Source organism: Rhodanobacteraceae bacterium (genome assembly GCA_024234055.1).
Lineage (GTDB): Bacteria > Pseudomonadota > Gammaproteobacteria > Xanthomonadales > SZUA-5 > JADKFD01.
The window spans coordinates 17,026-34,836 of sequence record JACKOW010000003.1; the positions used below are offsets into that span (position 1 = coordinate 17,026).

Annotated in this window: 15 protein-coding genes and 1 tRNA gene; 15 read left to right on the top strand and 1 reads right to left on the bottom strand. The window is 62.6% G+C overall.

Features of this window, described 5'->3' with window-relative positions; genetic code table 11:
* Window positions 1–63: 63 nt before the first annotated feature.
* From kynU to H7A19_07575, 11 genes are all read left to right on the top strand, one after another.
* Complete coding sequence (gene kynU, locus H7A19_07525; GenBank protein MCP5474681.1) at window positions 64–1,326, top strand: kynureninase; 1,263 nt, start codon at window positions 64–66, stop codon at window positions 1,324–1,326.
* Window positions 1,323–2,696, top strand: a complete 1,374-nt coding sequence (locus H7A19_07530) for an FAD-dependent monooxygenase (GenBank protein MCP5474682.1) — start codon at window positions 1,323–1,325, stop codon at window positions 2,694–2,696. Before kynU ends, H7A19_07530 begins: the two co-directional genes overlap by 4 nt.
* A complete protein-coding gene (locus tag H7A19_07535) occupies window positions 2,693–3,472 on the top strand; it encodes an RNA methyltransferase (GenBank protein ID MCP5474683.1) in 780 nt (259 codons plus the stop codon). The genes H7A19_07530 and H7A19_07535 overlap by 4 nt, the downstream gene beginning before the upstream one ends.
* 279 nt (window positions 3,473–3,751) lie before the next feature.
* On the top strand, window positions 3,752–4,630 hold the full coding sequence (tesB, locus tag H7A19_07540; protein ID MCP5474684.1) for an acyl-CoA thioesterase II: 879 nt from the start codon (window positions 3,752–3,754) through the stop codon (window positions 4,628–4,630).
* 5 nt (window positions 4,631–4,635) lie between these two features.
* The gene (locus tag H7A19_07545; GenBank protein MCP5474685.1) at window positions 4,636–5,379 is read left to right on the top strand and encodes an arginyltransferase; all 744 of its coding nucleotides are present in this window, start codon (window positions 4,636–4,638) and stop codon (window positions 5,377–5,379) included.
* Window positions 5,380–5,705: 326 nt separating this feature from the next.
* Window positions 5,706–6,251 (top strand): GspH/FimT family pseudopilin, encoded by a 546-nt coding sequence (locus H7A19_07550; GenBank protein ID MCP5474686.1) that lies wholly within the window; start codon window positions 5,706–5,708, stop codon window positions 6,249–6,251.
* A gap of 9 nt (window positions 6,252–6,260) precedes the next feature.
* Window positions 6,261–6,788, top strand: coding sequence for a type IV pilus modification protein PilV (gene pilV / locus H7A19_07555; GenBank protein MCP5474687.1), 528 nt, complete (start codon window positions 6,261–6,263; stop codon window positions 6,786–6,788).
* 35 nt (window positions 6,789–6,823) lie between these two features.
* Complete coding sequence (locus H7A19_07560) at window positions 6,824–8,143, top strand: prepilin-type N-terminal cleavage/methylation domain-containing protein (GenBank protein ID MCP5474688.1); 1,320 nt, start codon at window positions 6,824–6,826, stop codon at window positions 8,141–8,143.
* Between the two features lie 15 nt (window positions 8,144–8,158).
* Entirely contained in the window at window positions 8,159–8,812 is a 654-nt protein-coding gene (locus H7A19_07565; GenBank protein ID MCP5474689.1) for a pilus assembly protein, read from the top strand.
* 34 nt (window positions 8,813–8,846) lie between these two features.
* The gene (locus tag H7A19_07570; GenBank protein MCP5474690.1) at window positions 8,847–12,635 is read left to right on the top strand and encodes a hypothetical protein; all 3,789 of its coding nucleotides are present in this window, start codon (window positions 8,847–8,849) and stop codon (window positions 12,633–12,635) included.
* Between the two features lie 116 nt (window positions 12,636–12,751).
* Window positions 12,752–13,174 (top strand): prepilin-type N-terminal cleavage/methylation domain-containing protein, encoded by a 423-nt coding sequence (locus H7A19_07575; protein MCP5474691.1) that lies wholly within the window; start codon window positions 12,752–12,754, stop codon window positions 13,172–13,174.
* 174 nt (window positions 13,175–13,348) lie between these two features.
* Here H7A19_07575 and H7A19_07580 read toward each other — a convergent pair.
* Window positions 13,349–13,424, bottom strand: a tRNA-Thr gene (locus H7A19_07580).
* A 178-nt stretch (window positions 13,425–13,602) separates the two neighbouring features.
* On the opposite strand from H7A19_07580, the gene guaB reads away from it, so the two are divergent.
* The 4 genes from guaB to tadA all read left to right on the top strand — a co-directional run bounded on the left by guaB (window position 13,603) and on the right by tadA (window position 17,805).
* Window positions 13,603–15,060, top strand: coding sequence for an IMP dehydrogenase (gene guaB / locus H7A19_07585; GenBank protein ID MCP5474692.1), 1,458 nt, complete (start codon window positions 13,603–13,605; stop codon window positions 15,058–15,060).
* Between the two features lies 1 nt (window position 15,061).
* On the top strand, window positions 15,062–15,583 hold the full coding sequence (locus H7A19_07590; protein ID MCP5474693.1) for a hypothetical protein: 522 nt from the start codon (window positions 15,062–15,064) through the stop codon (window positions 15,581–15,583).
* A complete protein-coding gene (guaA, locus tag H7A19_07595) occupies window positions 15,580–17,148 on the top strand; it encodes a glutamine-hydrolyzing GMP synthase (GenBank protein MCP5474694.1) in 1,569 nt (522 codons plus the stop codon). Before H7A19_07590 ends, guaA begins: the two co-directional genes overlap by 4 nt.
* Before the next feature lie 198 nt (window positions 17,149–17,346).
* A complete protein-coding gene (tadA, locus tag H7A19_07600; protein ID MCP5474695.1) occupies window positions 17,347–17,805 on the top strand; it encodes a tRNA adenosine(34) deaminase TadA in 459 nt (152 codons plus the stop codon).
* Window positions 17,806–17,811 lie beyond the last annotated feature (6 nt).

Sequence of the window (17,811 nt, forward strand, 5' to 3'; positions counted from 1 at the left end):
CATGAGATTTTGCCCCCAGGCGCGTAGCATCGCGGGCCCGAGCCGCTGCAGGACAAGCACCCCGTGAGCCTGGATCCATCGCATCTGGACGCCGTCGACCCCTTGCGCAGCTTCAGGGATGAATTCGCAGTACCTTCATTGGCCGGGCGCGAGATCGCCTACTTCTGCGGCAATTCCCTGGGACTGATGCCGCGCGCCACAGCAGCGGCCCTGAACCGGGTCACCGAGCAGTGGCAGACCCAGGCCGTCGAGGCACATTTCACCGATGACGACGCCTGGATGAACTACCACGAACTGGTGCGTGACGGGCTGGCCGAGATAGCCGGCGCCAAGCCGATAGAAGTCGTGGCCATGAACACGCTGACCACCAATCTGCATCTGATGATGGTCAGCTTCTATCGTCCGACCGCGCAACGCCGCAAGATCCTCATCGAGGCGCGGGCCTTTCCCTCCGATCGCCATGCCGTGGCCTCGCAGATCGCCTTTCATGGCGGCGATCCGGCCCAGGACCTGATCGAGCTGGCGCCGCTGCCCGGTGCCCATACGCTGGACATGGCCCAGATCGAAGAAGTGCTGGAGCGCGAAGGCGAGCGGATCGCCCTGATACTCTGGCCCGGCGTGCAATACGCCAGCGGACAGCGCTTTGATCTGCAGCGCATCGCCGCGCTCGGCGCCCGCTTTGGTTGCGCGGTGGGCTTTGATCTGGCCCACGCCATCGGCAACGTACCGGTCGATCTGCACGACAGCGGCGCCGACTTCGCTGTCTGGTGCAGCTACAAGTACCTGAATTCCGGTCCGGGGGCGATTGCTGGCTGTTTTGTCCACGAAAGGCACGCGCACGCCCAATTGCCGCGCTTTGCCGGCTGGTGGGGACATCAGGCCAGCACGCGCTTTCGCATGGGGCCGGAATTCGTACCCACCTCGGGGGCCGACGGCTGGCAGTTGTCGAATCCCTCGATACTGTCGCTGGCCCCGCTGCGGGTGTCGCTGGCCCAGTTTCAGCGTGCCGGCCTGCCAGCGCTGCGCGGCAAGTCCGTCGCCCTGACGGGTTGGCTGGCCGAGAAGCTGCTTGTCCGCCTCGGCGATCACATCGACATCCTGACGCCGGCCGATCCCGAGCAACGCGGCTGCCAGCTCTCCATCCGGGTGCGCGCCGGTCGTCAGGCCGGTCGCGATGCCTTCGAGCATCTGGCAGCTGCCGGCATCCTCTGCGACTGGCGCGAACCCGACGTGATCCGGGCCTCGCCGGTCCCGCTCTACAATCGTTACAGCGACTGCCAGCGACTGGTCGATGCGCTGGACGAATTCTTCAGAGGTCAGGCATGAATACCGAAGAATCTCCGATCCTGATTGCCGGCGCCGGATTGGCCGGTGCCCTGCTCGCGGCGCAGCTTTCCGGGCAAGGTCATCGGGTGACTCTGGTCGAACGCCGCGGCGACATGCGCCGCGAGCAGATTGCGGTGGGCCGATCGATCAATCTGGCCCTGGCCGAACGCGGCTGGGAGGGCCTGCGCAGGGCGGGCGCCGTTGAACTGGTGCGCAGCTACGCCCTGCCGATGCGCGGCCGCATGGTTCATGGCCGCGAGGGCGAATGTCAGTTCCAGGTTTACGGACTCAAGCCGAACGAGGTCATCTGGTCAGTCCACCGTGGCCGGCTGAATCAGACACTGATCGATGTGGCAGCGGATGCTGGCGCCACACTGCGCTTCAATGCGCGACTGGACCACGTTGACTTCGACGGTCGCCGGGCACATTTCGTCGACGAACTCGATGGCAGCCAGTTCGAACTCGAATTCTCGGTACTGATCGGTGCCGATGGCGCCGGCTCGGCGGTGCGCGCTGCCATGGAAGCCGAGCAGCCACTGGGCCAGCGCACCGATTTCCTCGATCACGGTTACAAGGAACTGACCATTCCCGCCCGCGCCGATGGCAGTCCAGCCATGGACGTGGAGGCGCTGCACATCTGGCCACGCGGCAGCTACATGCTGATTGCCCTGCCCAATCCCGATGCCACCTTCACCGCCACGCTGTTCCTGCCCAATGAAGGCGAGCACAGCTTTGCCCGATTTGCCGACGTCGGCGCCGCCCGCCGATTCTTCGAGGCAGAGTTTGCCGACGCGCTGGCACTGATTCCCGATTTCGACGAGCAGTACCAGCGCAATCCGGTCGGCCTGCTGGGCACGCTGCGCTGCCCGCACTGGCATCGCGGTGATCGCGCCCTGCTGATCGGCGATGCTGCCCACGCCATCGTGCCCTTCCATGGCCAGGGCATGAACTGCGCCTTCGAAGACTGCGTGGCCTTGCAGGATCTGATCACGGAGGCATCGGACGGGTCTCAGATCCACTGGCCCGACGTCTTCGAGCGCTTCGACGCCGAACGCCGCCCCAACGCCCATGCCATTGCCGAGATGGCGCTGGAGAACTATCTGGAAATGCGCGACGCCGTCGCCGACCCGCGGTATCAGCTGCGCCGACAGCTGGAACTGGAACTGGCACGGCGCGTGCCGGATCGCTTCATGCCGCGCTACAGCATGGTCATGTTCAGCAGCATTCCCTACGCCCTCGCCCGCGAGCGCGGGGAGCAGCAGCTCGAACTGCTGAAAGAACTGACCGCCGGCAAGGACCGCTTCGACGAGATCGACCTCGACGCAGCCGTCGACCGCGTGCATGAGCGCATGACGCCACTGCCCGCATGAGCGAAGCCGCGGATCCAGCCCTCAGCGCTGAAGCATTGCTGCAGCCCATCGCCAGCGTGCTGATGCAAACCTCGCATCCCGGCAACATCGGCTCGGCGGCGCGCGCCCTGAAGACCATGGGTCTGAGCCAGCTGCGACTGGTGTCGCCCCTGCGCTTTCCCGATCCTGAAGCCAATGCCCTGGCGTCGGGTGCCGAGGACATCCTCGACAACGCGCAGCGCTTCGAGACACTGAACGAGGCCCTGGCTGATGCCCGCATGGTCTTCGGCAGCAGCGATCGGGTGCGCGGTATCCGCATGCTCGAAATCGAGCCGCGCGAGTTCGCCCGATTGGCACTGGACGCCGCCGCCGTCGGGCCGGTGGCCGTGCTCTACGGCACCGAGCGCACCGGTCTGACCAATGAAGAACTCGAACTCTGCCAGTACCTGGTGACCATTCCCGCCAACGCCCAGTACAGCTCACTGAACCTCGCCAGCGCGGTGCAGGTGCTCTCCTACGAGTTGCGCGTGGAGGCCCTGAGCCGCAGCGGCCGGCCGCCAGCTGAAGCCCTGCACGTTCCCGCCCCCAACGAACAGCTGGAGCGCTACTTCACGCACCTGGAACAGGTGCTGGAACTGATCGGCTTCTTCGGCGACCGCTCCTCCACCAAGATCATGCGCCGCCTGCGCCGGCTCTATCAGCGCAGCATGCCCGACGAGCGTGAACTGCAGATCCTGCGTGGCATCCTCACCGAAACCGAAGTCACCATCCGCGGACGCCAGCGCCGAAGCCAGTAGCCCCTGGGATCGCCGAGTTGCACTCGGCCGCTCCTGCCCCGGAATAGCGAAGATCAACAGCGCCGACTGCAAGTCGGCGATCCCGGCCCAGCCCCCTGGGATCGCCGAGTTGCACTCGGCCGCTCCTGCCCCGGAATAGCGAAGATCAACAGCGCCGACTGCAAGTCGGCGATCCCAGCCCAGTCGCTTCTGACTCCGCCCTGGCGAAAGCCGGGGTCCTGCGCAGCAGACTCACGCTCCCTGCCTATACTGGACGCTCCCTTGGCCCTGCCCCCACCTATGCCCAACGCCATCGTCGAAGAACTGATCGATCTGCTGCAATTGGAACGCCTGGAAGAAAACCTGTTCCGCGGCCAGAGCCGCGATATCGGCACTCGCTTCGTCTTTGGCGGCCAGGTGCTGGGGCAGTCACTGGCGGCGGCGCAGCGCACGGTCGAAGGTCGAGATGTGCATTCCATGCATGCCTACTTCCTGCGAGCAGGCGACGTCGAAGCACCGATCGTCTACGAGGTCGACCGCAATCGGGATGGCAAGAGCTTCAGCTCGCGTCGGGTGGTCGCTATCCAGCACGGCCAGCCGATCTTCACCATGGCCGCCTCTTTCCAGGAGCCCGAAGACGGTCTGACCCACCAGATGTCCATGCCGGACGTGCCACAACCCGAAGACCTGGCCGAGCCCGAACCGCTCAGTGCCGAGACCCTGGCCAAGATTCCCCCCAAGCTGCAGCGCTGGGTGATGAGCCGTGGTCCCTTCGAATTCCGTCATGTGTATCCGCGCGACGAATTCAAGCGACCCAAGCGCCCGCCCTTGCAGCATGTGTGGTTCCGGCTGGTCGACCGCATTCCCGACGACGCCCTGTTGCATCGGGCATTGCTGGCCTATGCCTCGGATTTTCATCTGATCGGCACCGCCACCCTGCCCCATGGCATCAGCTACCTGCAGGGCAATGTGCAGATGGCCAGCCTGGATCACGCCATGTGGTTTCACCGCTCGTTCCGGGTTGACGACTGGCTGCTGTATTCCTGCGACAGCCCCACCAGTCAGGGCGCACGCGGGCTGTCGCGCGGCTCCATCTACGAGCGCAGCGGTCGGCTGGTGGCCTCCACCGCCCAGGAAGGCCTGATCCGCTTGCTTGAAGAGAAAGCTGATTCCGCGTAACGGCCATGAGCGAAGACAGCATCCGCCTGTATCGCACCCACCTGCACGCCTGCGGCTACTTCCGCGAGCGCCAGGCCAGCAATCATGTGCTCGATCCCGAATCGCCGCGCCTGGCCTCGGTCTACGGTCAGGCCCTGGCCCAGGGCTTTCGCCGGGCGGGTGACGTGCTCTACCGCACCGCCTGCCCCGGCTGCAGCGCCTGCGTGCCCTATCGCATCCCGGTCTGGCAGTTTGTCCCCAAGCGCAGCCAGAAGCGGGTGCTGGCCCGCAACACCGACATCCAGATCCACTGGCGCCCGGCAGCGCTCGGCGAAGAACACCTCGCGCTCTACCAGCGCTACCTCGGCCACCGCCATCGCGGCGGCGGCATGGACGGCGCCGGCGCCGAGGATTTCAGCCGTTTCCTGCTGAGCACCTGGGCCCAAACCTGGTTCATGGAATTGCGCTTCGCCGACAGACTGATCGGCTGCGCCGTGACCGATCTCTGCAGCGACAGTGCCTCGGCCGTCTACACCTATTTCGATCCCGATCTGTCGACCCGATCGCTCGGCACACTGGCCATCCTCAAGCAGATCGAACACTGCAGAATCAACGCATTGCCACACCTATACCTCGGATTCTGGATCCAGGGCCATCCCAAGATGGATTACAAGCGCCAGTTCGGGCCCGGCCAGCAATACCTGAACCAGCACTGGCAGCCCTTGGGCGATCCAGGTCTTCAGCCTGCGCTGGCGGTCACCCCAGACTGAATACGACGCCACACCTCCGGTACGCCGATCAACCGCGGGCAGCGAAGATCTCGCACTCGCCCGCTTGCAAGACAGAAGCCCGTTCAGACACAGACTCAAAACCTCCGATACCGATCAAAGGCGCCGGACAAATGCGCGACCAAGCACGGCGTGATGAATCCCAGGCCCGTATCGACAAAATGAGACTTGCATCACACCACCCGACCATGCGCGCTTCGCGGCCCGCCATTCGTCCGCTTCTTGATACCTCGCAACTGAGGATGCTTGCCCAGCGCCAGCTCAAGCACTAGCTTGAATGCATTACTCCAAGCACCAGTCAGGATGTCATGACTCCTCGTTGCAACAGGTCGGCTCCAGGGCATCGTCGAGACCAACGCGGCTTTACGCTGCTCGAACTCATCGTGGTGTTGTTCATCGTCATCGTGTTGGCCGCACTGGCAGCTCCGTCCTTGCGGGAAATGAATGTCCGTTCGATCGTCAAGGCCAATACCAATGATCTGGTCACTGCGCTGAATCTGGCGCGTGCGGAAGCCGTCAAGCGCGGTAGTGACGTCGCCGTGGTCGCTCAGGGCGGGGACTGGAACAACGGTTGGGCGATTCAGACTGTGGGTGTTGTTGAAACGCTGGTGACCCACGACGCCATCCAGCCGGATTTCCGCGTCATGGGCGCGGCCACGGGCGGCGGAGCCAATGATCGCGTGGTGTTTACGGCGACGGGCGCTCTGCGACTTGCCACGGGCTACGACTTCAATGTCTGTCGCCCGAGCTACAGCCCTGGAGAAGCTGAATCCCGTCGGATCATTGTCTCGGCCACCGGGTCGGTTCGCTCACGACGTGACACCACCAGCTCGCCCGCCGGCAACTGCTCCTGAGGTGCACTGATGTCGATCGCCCAACGCCAAACCGGTTTCACCCTGATCGAGGTCATGATCGCGGTTCTCATCTTCAGCATCGGCCTGATGGGGATGGCCGCGTTGATGGTGTTATCGGTCAAGACCAACCAGAGCGCCTACCTGCGCACCCAGGCGTCCTTTCTCGCGCAGGGTTTCGCCGATCGCATGCGCGCCAACATGAGCCAGATTCCCAACTACAACGGCACCTACGACGCATCCACCGTCGCTCCGGACCCGTGCAGCGGCGGCGTGGTCTGCATCCCGACCGAAGTCCTGAATCGGGACCGTGCGCTGTTCAGCCAGCAGCTGGTCAACACTTTGCCCAACCCCACCGCAACCGTGAACTGCGTGGGCACCATCCTGGGCGCGGCGGGTCAACCGACGACGCCCTATGCCGGGCAGTGCACCTTGACCATCCAGTGGGACGAAGCGACCTTGTCCAGAGGCACGCTCTCAGCCACGCCGGGAACTGCGGCGGCTGACCTGCAGACCTTCGCCTGGGTATTTCAACCATGAGAGCCAAGATGTCTTTCCACATGCGAGAAACCGGGATGCGCCATTCCAGAGGCTTCACGCTGGTCGAACTGATGATTGCCTTGCTGATTGGTTTGATTGGCACTATCGGCATCGTCAGTCTGTTCAGCGGCACCAGCAAGACCAACCGATTCCAGGAAGCCTTGGCGCGCCTTCAGGAGAACGGTCGCTACGCAACACTTCGCATTGAAAGCGATCTGAGAATGTCAGCCGCTCAGTACTGCTCTGCCTACAAGGGCACCTTGCTCACCGGCACGGTCACTCCCATGGCGACCGAACGCCCACCCGCAGTCTATGCGGCCAATCTGTTTCTCCCGGATTCGGGGAATATGCGCAGCGTTGACGCGGCTGGATACGCCTCAACTTCAAATGCCACCAGTGGCTACGGTCTGAGCCAGCGCTTCTTCATGCAGGGATACACCTGCACCACCGGCACGAGTTGCACACCCGCCTTGCCGAATCCGGCCATGTTCCCGCCGGCAGGTCTTTCCGCTGGCAATCGGGTTCCCAACAGCGACATCCTGACCACGAGATATCAACGCGGCACCGGTTGGCCCGTGGTTGGCCCAGAGGCGGATTGCGTCAGTGGTGGAACGATCGAGATCAGCCCCCAGCCCGGTGATGATCTGGTCAATTTTTCACCAACTCCGCTGGAGTTGGCATATCTGAGCGACTGCAATTCGCCCGCCATCATCCCGATCACCGGTAGATCCGGGAACACCCTGACCCTTGGCACCTTGCTGGGCGGTCCTTATCCCCCAAATTGTGGTGGAGCAAGTGGGCGCGACAAGCGCCTGTTCAATTTCAGCACCGATTTTGTGACCATCACCTACTACCTTGCCTTCAGAGCCGATGACAATCCCGACGCAAGACCGAACAGCGGTGCAGATCGACTAGTGCCGGTGCTGATCCGCCGTGTCAACGGGGTCGAGCAGGAACTCGTGCGCGGTATTGATCGGCTGGATTTCCGCTATGGCGTCAGAGACAACCAGGGAGCGTTGCGATTCCTCAACGCCGAACAAGTCAATAACAACCTGGGCGGGACGATCACCTGCACCCCAAGTCCAGCCAACGTTCCACCGCAAACCGCCGAGAACGCGCCAGGTGTACCAGAACCACAATGCCTCTGGAGATCAGTGCAACGCGTGGAGGCGCACTTGCTGGTAGGTCCGGGTCAGGAAGTACCGTCCATGGACTCGATCTCACGCGGCTATCGCTACCTGGATGTGGAGTACAACCCGGACGAGAACACGCCCTTGCCTTCGGGAATCCTGAGCATGAATGTGCCTCGTCGTGAGTTCATTGCCCACGCCGCCAATCGTAACCGTGTCCTTTGACAGGTCAGAATCGTCATGAACCCGATCCGCAATCATCGCAAACGTCAGAACGGTGCAGTGCTGTTCCTGGCACTGACGTTCCTGCTGTTGTTGACCATCCTCGCGGTCACGGCCAGCAGCACCTCCATCATGCAGGAACGGATGGTCGGCGGTATGCGCAATCGACAACTGGGACTGATGGGCGTGGAGAGCACGCTGAGAGGTGCGGAAGAGACGCTTTGGAACCTGAATTTCAACAACGCCAGACACCCCTTCCCACCGTGCCTTGGACCGACAAGCACCACCCTTTGTGCCATCAAGGTGCGGTCTGACGGTACGCTTCCGCCCTATGCCCAGAACTTCCGCACCAATCGCAGCTGGATCGATCCGAGCAGTGATGGTGCCCAGACCTATGCCCGCGACATGTCCGCCATGACGGGCGATCAAATCACTGCCAATCTGTCAACCCAGCCCCGCTTCATCATTGAGAATCTGGGCGACGTTCTGCCTGACAGCGCCGGCAAGACGGGTGGCGTAATCCAGCCGGCCGGCGGCGGGGCCAGTGCAAGCACTCTGGTGTTTTACCGCATTACCGCGCGCAGCCAAGGCGGTACTGACGCAGTGGTCCGAATCGCCGAGAGCTACTACGCCGCCATTGATCTGGGCAATACCGGCATCAACCCCAACTAGCTGCAATCCATCGACCTCGTCGCAGGGATTTACCATGTCATATTCCATCTTTTCGCCGTCCAGCGCCACATCAGGCCGAGGCCCGCGGGCGCAGCGGGCGCTGTTTCTGGCGCCGTTGTTGGCCTACGCCTCCCTGGGCGCCGCTCAACCCGCGCCCGGCACGGTCGATCTCCTTCCTACCCCGCCGGAGATCACCTCCAGCGTGGCACCCAATCTGATGATCTCCTTCGACGATTCGGGTTCCATGGGCCGAAACTACATGCCCGATCGCCGGCCCTTCGACAACAACGGCTGGGGCGCAGACGACTCGCAGAACTTTCTGGGCTCTGCCGACTACAACAGCGGCCGCCCGTGGCTGTGCGCGGGTGTGATCGATCATCGGGTCACCGATCCGACCGATATTCGCTCACGGCCGATGAATGGCGTCTATTACAATCCGAATGCCGACTACCAGCCGCCCTACAAGGCCGATGGTGTCACCTTGTTCCCCGATGCCTCCTTCAGTGCGGCCTGGGACAACGGCATTACCGCCAATTGGCCCACCAACGGCGCCAACACGGTAACTACCCGAAACTTGGGGACAACCAGCAGAATCTGCGGCAACAGTGCCGGTTACTATCGCCTGAAATCCAATGTGACCCTGAACGTCGATGCCGACGGCAATGTCACCAATACTGGCACGCTTTACACGGCGAACAACTGGGAATGGGTCAGCTTGCCCGCCAGCGAAAGGCAGAACTATGCCAACTGGTATTCCTATTACCACATCCGCTCACTGGCAGCTCGCTCTGCGTTTTCTCGCGCGGTTGCGCCTTTTGATGAGAACATCCGGGTAGCCTGGCAGAATTTCAACAGCAACAGACTGGTCAGTGGCACCGACATTTACAAGTTTGTCGATGTTCCCGCCACCAACAATGTGCGCTCCCGCTTTTACGACTGGCTCTATACGCATCCGGTACGCGGCGGCACGCCCAATCAGGCCACCACAATCCGAGCAGGCGACTTCTTCACCCGGAACAATGGTGCGCGGGACGAAAACCCCTATTGGGATCGCGATCTCAACCGTGAACTCAGTTGCCGCCAGAATTTCCATCTGAATATCACGGACGGTCTCTGGAACGGTGGCACCGTGACAACAACGACGAATGACCGGGTTCCGGCTACACAGACGCTGCCGGACGGGCGCACGTATTCGACGTCTGATAGTCAGTCGCAGATCATGTGGAACGAAGACACGCCGGTCAATCCGACCATGGCCGACCTTGCGTGGCATTATTGGCGAACTGACCTTCGGCCCGACTTCGCAGCGAACGTGGCAACGCGGTTGAAAGTGCCTCCTTTCCTGCCGGATCGATCCACCAATCTGTTTGGGATACCTCTCGGATCGGGGCAGGATTCTCGAGACAACAAGGAGATCTATTGGAATCCCGCAAATGACCCTGCCTCGTGGCCACATCTGGTGCAGTTCTTCATCAGTTTTGGCGCCGACGGCACCGTGCCCAGAAACCCGACCAATTTCCTGCGCTACCGGCAGGGAACGTTGGCTTGGCCGGCGCCCGTCGCCGGCACCGACGATGGCAAGAAGATTGACGATATCTGGCATGCCGCCATCAACAGCAGAGGCAAGTTCTTCTCAACCGCCAATCCCGATGACCTGATCGTGGCGCTCAACGAGATCGTGTCCAGCATCATTGCCCGTCGCGGCGCCTCCACCGCAGTCTCGGTGTCCTTGCCCATCATCACCGACGGCACTACCGGCTACACCGCAGGTTATGACACCGCCGATTGGTCTGGCTTCGTCACTCGCGTGGACCTGGATCCCCAGACCGGCGAACGTCTGGGCATACGCTGGGATGCCGCCTGTCTGCTGACTGGCGGGGCCTGCCCCAGCACCGCCCAGACCAATCTACCCGTGCGCGATCCGAATACCCGAGTCATCGTGACATCCGACGGTGTTCCTGGATCCGGCAAGCCGTTCCGATATACCAACCTCAGCACCCGTCAACGAGACCGCTTGAACGTAGATCCATCCACGATACGTCTGGATCTCGGCACCTGGGCAGCCGATACCTTTGGTTCGGCGCGCGTGGACTATATCCGCGGACGACGTACCAATGAATCAACCTCCAGTCCGCGCTTCCGTGCACGCAGTTCGGTGCTCGGTGCCGTCATTCGCGGACAGCCCGTTTACGTCTCATCGCCAGTTTCCGGCTACGATGACAACTTCCCGGCCGGCAGCCCGGAGGAAGTCGCCAATCAGGCCGGCTTCTCCTATGCCCGCTTCCAGAATGACTACAGTGATCGCCGTCCAACCGTTTATGTCGCTGCCAACGATGGCATGCTGCATGCGTTTGACGCGCAGAATGGACGGGAACTCTTCGCCTACGTGCCCAATGCGGTCATCGAGAACTTCAGACTGACCAAATCGACTCAAGTTGAATCTGGATTCACGCCGTCGGTGGACGACAAGCCGGTATCGGGCGATGTGTTCATCAACGGTCGCTGGCGCACGATCATTCTCGGCTCCATGCGACTGGGCGGACGGGGTGTCTACGCGATCGACGTCACCAATGCACCGTCAGCCACCTCTGCGACCGAAGATACGGAGAAGCTGAAACCGATGTGGGAGTTCACCAATGTGCCGCCGCCGGGAAACACGGCCAGCGACTGTGCACAAGGCGCTCGCCACTGCTCTTCGCTGGGCTACACCTATGAATCGGTGAACTTCGCACGCATCAAGTACCAGGACAAATGGGTGGCTTTCGTCTCCAGCGGCTATTTCCCCAAGGAATCTCTGGATCCAGCCAGTCGCGAGGCGGCTGCAAGCCGAACTTCGCTGTTGGTCATTGACCTTGCGACAGGAACCCTGATCCGCGAGATTCGAACCACTTCCGCGCCACAAACCGCCACCGCGACCTTTGGCTTGTCGCAACCCATCGTCTATGACATTGGCAATAACCAGACCGGCGATGTCGTTGTTGCCGGTGACCTCGCTGGCAATCTGTGGCGCTTCGACGTGTCCTCCGACACGCCGAGCGACTGGAAGGTGGATCTGATGTTCCGCAGCTATGGAAATGGCGGAGCAGCCCAGCCCGGTGACCAACCCATTTCCTCCGGGGCAATTCCGCTGGCAGATCCCTTGACTCGGGGACCGATCTGGATATTTGGCACCGGCAAATTCCTTGGGCTGCCCGATAGAACTGCCGCCATACCCGAGCAAGCCTTTTACGGCGTCCGCGACTACGGCACCTGTCAGACCGGCAATCCCACGGCCTGCGCGCGCTATCCGATCCAGGTCAACCAATTGGTCACTCAGACCCTGGTTCAGGATGGGGATGGCGTACGCCGCGTCACCACCGCCAATCCGGTACCCGAGACGACGACCAGTGCGGGCAGACGTGGCTGGCGCATCCGGCTGAACCTTTCGGCCGAGCCCGGTGAGCGCGCCTTCACCATTCCCTTTGCCTTCTACAGTGCCAATGCCGTGCTGCTGCGCTCAATCATTCCCAAGGGCGTGGACCCTTGCGATCCAGGCGCACGCTACGGCCTGATGTTCGTGAATGCGGCAGACGGCACGGCTTTCGTGGACCTGAACGATGCCAGTCCCTCGCGCGTGGTCGGCGGTGTCGTGAGTACATCCACGCCGCCTGGCGACCCGATTACCGTACGTGGAGGTGGCAAGCTGATCATTCCCGGCGTTCCTCCCAATGATCCAACAGTTGGTTCCGGATCTGTGCTCGACGCGATCCTGAACGGACCAGGCGCGGGGATCGCCAATCCACCCTGGCACCGCGGGGCGTGGCGCGAACTTCAGGATCAATAGTTGCACGATGCCCCGGGGAGAATTCTCTCCGGGGCACGACTCCAGCCAGAGGTTCTGGTGACGTTTTCAGGATCGACCAGACTGATGCCGTCCATCCTTTCCAACATTACAGGGGCATGTCAGTGAAAAACCGGACCCATTCCGGCTTTACCCTCGTTGAACTGGTGGTCGTCATGGCCATTCTGGCAATCATCGCCGCCATCGCGCTGCCCGCTTATCAGAACTATGTGCTACGGGCACGACGCGTAGAGGGACGAGAAATGCTTCAGCGCATCGCCTCGGCCCAGGAACGCTTCTATACGAATCGGAATCGCTACACCGATGATCTGACCACCAACGCCGGATTGAACCTCGCCACCACCACCTCTGAGGGCGGTTACTACGTGGTGGGAGTGTTGGTTGCCGCAGACGGGCAATCGTACACGCTGACGGCGACACCTCAAGGGGCTCAAAGCGTCGATCAGTGTGCCAACCTGACGGTCAATAACGTCGGAGCCAGAGGCTTCTCGGGAAGCCAGACCAACGGCAAGTGCTGGTAGGTAAGCCCCTGGCAGTTTTCAGATGTACTACCGCGACGCGCAGTACACTGACGCTCGCTGTGGTCCGTAAGGTAAATCACGCAAGTTGACAACGCGGACTTCTGAAATCCGCCACCGAGAATTTCGGCGGGAAGGACGACCTGAGAGGCTAAAGAGCAGCGTCTCAGACGATCTTGGTGCCGCTGGCCCGAATCGAACGGGCGACCTACTGATTACGAATCAGTTGCTCTACCAGCTGAGCTACAGCGGCGCGCGCAGAGCCGTACATGTTAGTGCGGTACGCTGGCTTTGACAAGCGCGACGACCTAGGGCGCGGGCGCTGGCTGGCCGCGAATCGGATGGATCAGCTGAACAATCCCGATCCGCCCGCAAAGCGCCCGACCTTCAGCGGTTATACTGCCGCGCCTCGCGACACCTGAGGCAATCCCATGCGTATTGTGGCCGAGGCGCTCACTTTTGATGACGTCTCGTTGGTACCGGCTTATTCCAACGTGCTGCCGCGGGATGTCGATCTCGCCACGCGCTTCTCGCGCCAGCTCAAGCTCAACATCCCCATCGTCTCGGCGGCCATGGACACGGTCACCGAGTCGCGCCTGGCCATCGCCATGGCGCAGATGGGTGGATTGGGCATCGTCCACAAGAACATGACGATCGAGCAACAGGCGGCTGAAGTGCGCATCGTCAAGAAGTTCGAGGCCGGCGTGATCCGTGATCCGATCACGGTGCCGCCGGAAGCCAGCGTGCGCGAGGTGATGAAGCTCACGCGCAAGCACCAGATCTCCGGTGTGCCGGTGGTCGACGGCGCCGAGCTGGTCGGCATTGTCACCAGCCGCGATCTGCGCTTCGAAACCCGCATGGACGAGCCCGTCAGCCGCATCATGACGCCCAAGCCGCGCCTGATCACGGTGCGCGAGGGCGCCAGTGATGACGAGGTACTGGCGCTGCTGCATGAGTACCGCATCGAGAAAGTGCTGGTGGTCAACGATCAGTTCCAGCTGCGCGGCATGATCACGGTCAAGGACATCCAGAAGGCCCGCGACAATCCCAACGCCTGCAAGGACGCCCAGGAGCGCCTGCGCGTGGGTGCCGCCGTGGGCGTGGGTGGCGATACCGAAGCCCGCGTGCATGCGCTGGTCGAAGCGGGTGTGGATGTGATTGTCGTCGACACGGCGCACGGTCATTCCCAGGGCGTGATTGATCGCGTGCGCTGGGTCAAGCAGGCCTTCCCGCAGTTGCAGGTGGTTGGCGGCAATATCACCACGGGCGATGCGGCCATGGCGCTGGTCGACGCTGGCGCCGATGGCGTCAAGGTCGGCGTGGGTCCGGGTTCGATCTGCACCACCCGCATCATTGCCGGCGTGGGCGTGCCGCAGATTACGGCGGTGTCGATGGTGGCCAAGGCCATCGGCGACACCGGCGCGGCGATCATTGCCGATGGCGGCATCCGCTACTCCGGCGATGTCGCCAAGGCGCTGGTGGCCGGCGCCCATTGCGTGATGATCGGCGGCCTTTTTGCCGGCACCGAAGAGGCGCCGGGCGAAGTGGAGCTGTATCAGGGCCGCAGCTACAAGTCCTATCGCGGCATGGGCTCGCTGGGCGCCATGCAACGCGGCTCCAAGGATCGCTATTTCCAGGACGATTCCGACGCCGACAAGCTGGTGCCCGAAGGCATCGAGGGCCGGGTGCCTTATCGCGGTCCGCTGCGCAACATCGTCCATCAGCTGCTGGGCGGTGTGCGCGCCAGCATGGGTTATGTCGGTTGCGCCACGGTGGCGGCCATGCGCACGGAGCCCAGCTTCGTGCGCATCACCAATGCCGGCGTGCGCGAGTCTCACGTCCATGATGTGCAGATCACCAAGGAAGCGCCCAACTACAGGCTCGATTGAGATGCATGGCGACCAGGGCCACGAAGACGAAGAACAACTGCTGACGGTCGAATCCGGGCCCTATGTAGCCGATGCCGGTGGCGTCTACACCCGGGAGCGCGGTTCCGAACAATGGCTGGTTCTGCTGTTGTGCCTGGTCGGTGTAGGCATTCTGGCGCTGTTGCCGATCTCGCTGGAATCACGCATGCAGGCCTCGCTGTCACTGGTGGGTGGCTGTGGCGTGGGCAGCGTGTTGGCCACCTGGTGGCGCCGCCGCCGGCCCTTGCCGCTGGTGCTGCTTCAGGGCGACGTGCTGATGTGCTTTGCCCCCGGATTGGTGCCCAAGTTGCTGGCGCGCTTTCCCACCGAGGCCGTCACCAGCGTGGCCATGTCGCCCTCGCCTGCCGGCATTCAACTGGAATGGCTGTTCCGCGGCGGCGAACAGGGTCGATTCACCCTCAATCCTGATCCGCGCCTGGGGCTGCCCCTGGCCTTCTTCCTGGCTCGACGTTTCGGAACCCGCTTCAAGGATCATCGAACATGAGCGTCAACATTCATCAGGATCGCATCCTGATCCTGGATTTCGGTTCGCAATACACCCAGCTGATCGCCCGCCGCGTCCGCGAGATCGGGGTCTATTGCGAGATCTGGGCCTGGGATCACAAGCCTGAAGACATCGCCGAATTCGCGCCGCGCGGGGTGATCCTGTCGGGTGGTCCGGAGTCCGTGACCGAGGCCGATTCGCCGCGGGCGCCGCAGGCAGTATTCGATCTGGGCGTGCCCATCCTCGGCATCTGCTACGGCATGCAGACCATGGCCGCTCAGCTCGGTGGCCAGGTGGTGCCAGGGGACGAACGCGAGTTCGGCTATGCCGCGGTGCTGCAAACCGCTGCTTGCTCCCTGCTGGACGAGCTCACTGTGGATAACGAGCAGCCGGCACTGGACGTCTGGATGAGTCACGGCGATCGCGTCAGCGCGCTGCCTCCGGGCTTTACGGCGGTTGCGGCGACCCAGAATGTGCCGATCGTGGCCATGGCCGATAGCGAACGTCGCTACTACGGCCTGCAATTCCATCCCGAAGTGACGCATACCCAGCATGGCGAAACCATTCTGCGTCGCTTTGTGGTCGACGAATGCGGCTGCGCCACGCTGTGGACCGCAGCCCTGATCATCGACGACGGCATTGCTCGGGTACGCGAGCAAGTCGGCAAGGACACGGTCTTGCTGGGCCTTTCCGGTGGCGTCGACTCCTCGGTGGTGGCAGCGCTGTTGCACCAGGCCATCGGCCAGCAGCTGTTGTGCATCTTCGTCGATACCGGATTGCTGCGCTTCCAGGAAGGCGACCAGGTGATGGCGCAGTTTGCCGAGCACATGCACCTGCGCGTGATCCGGGTCGATGCCCGCGAACGTTTCTTCGCAGCGCTGGCCGGCGTTGAAGATCCAGAGGCCAAGCGCAAGATCATCGGTGGACTGTTCATCGAAGTGTTCGAGGAAGAAGCCACCCGCCACGGCGATGTGCGCTGGTTGGCCCAGGGCACCATCTATCCGGACGTCATCGAGTCGGCCGGCTCCCGAACCGGCAAGGCCCATGTGATCAAGTCACACCACAATGTCGGCGGCCTGCCTGCGCGCATGCGCATGGGCCTGGTCGAACCGCTGCGCGAGCTGTTCAAGGATGAGGTGCGGCGCATGGGTGTCGCCCTGGGACTGCCGCATTCGATGGTCTATCGCCACCCCTTCCCGGGGCCAGGCCTGGGCGTGCGTGTGCTCGGCGAAGTCAATGCCGCTGCAGTGAATGTGCTGCAGCGGGCCGACCATATCTTCATCGAGGAGCTGCGCCGCGCCGATCTTTACGACAAGGTCAGCCAGGCCTTCGCCGTGTTCCTGCCGGTACGTTCGGTGGGCGTGGTCGGCGACGCCCGCGCCTACGAACCGGTGATCGCCCTGCGCGCCGTCGAGACCATCGATTTCATGACCGCGCACTGGGCCCACCTGCCCTACGCCTTCCTCGACCACGTCGCCCGGCGCATCGTCAACGAAGTCCGCGGCGTCTCCCGCGTGGTCTACGATATTTCCGGCAAGCCGCCGGCGACGATCGAGTGGGAGTGAAGCGGTAAAAGGTCAAACGTAAAACGTCAATTTGCGTTTTCCTCAGACCGTCGTTCCCGCGACAACGGGAGCGACGAGACCCGATCCTCCACTTCCCTTTCACCTTTCACCTTTGACGTTTTGCGTTTTACGTTTCACTCATCAACCCTCCAGCCACGAGTTTCGCGAAACGTGAGTGCAGCCGACCACTCCCTCTGGATGACCGAAGCGCTGGCACTGGCCGACGCTGCCGAAGCCATGGGCGAGGTGCCGGTGGCGGCGTTGGTGGTGCTCGACGGAGTGGTCATCGGCCGCGGCTACAATCGCAATATCGTCGACTGTGACCCGAGCGCGCATGCCGAGATCGTGGCCCTGCGCCAGGCCGGTCAGGCCGTCGGCAATCACCGTCTGGTAGGCGCCAGCCTGTATTGCACGCTGGAGCCGTGCATCATGTGTGCCGGGGCGATCATCCACGCGCGGCTGGCGCAACTGGTGTACGCGGCGGATGATCCGAAGACCGGCGCGGTCGGCAGCGTCTTCGACATCATCGCTGACCCGCGTCACAACCATCGCGTGGAAGTGGTCCGCGGCGTTCTGGCAGACCAGGCCAGCGAGCGCCTGCGGGAGTTTTTCCGGCGCAAACGACAACTGGAAAAGGAACAGCGAAACCGTGACTGAAGCCGT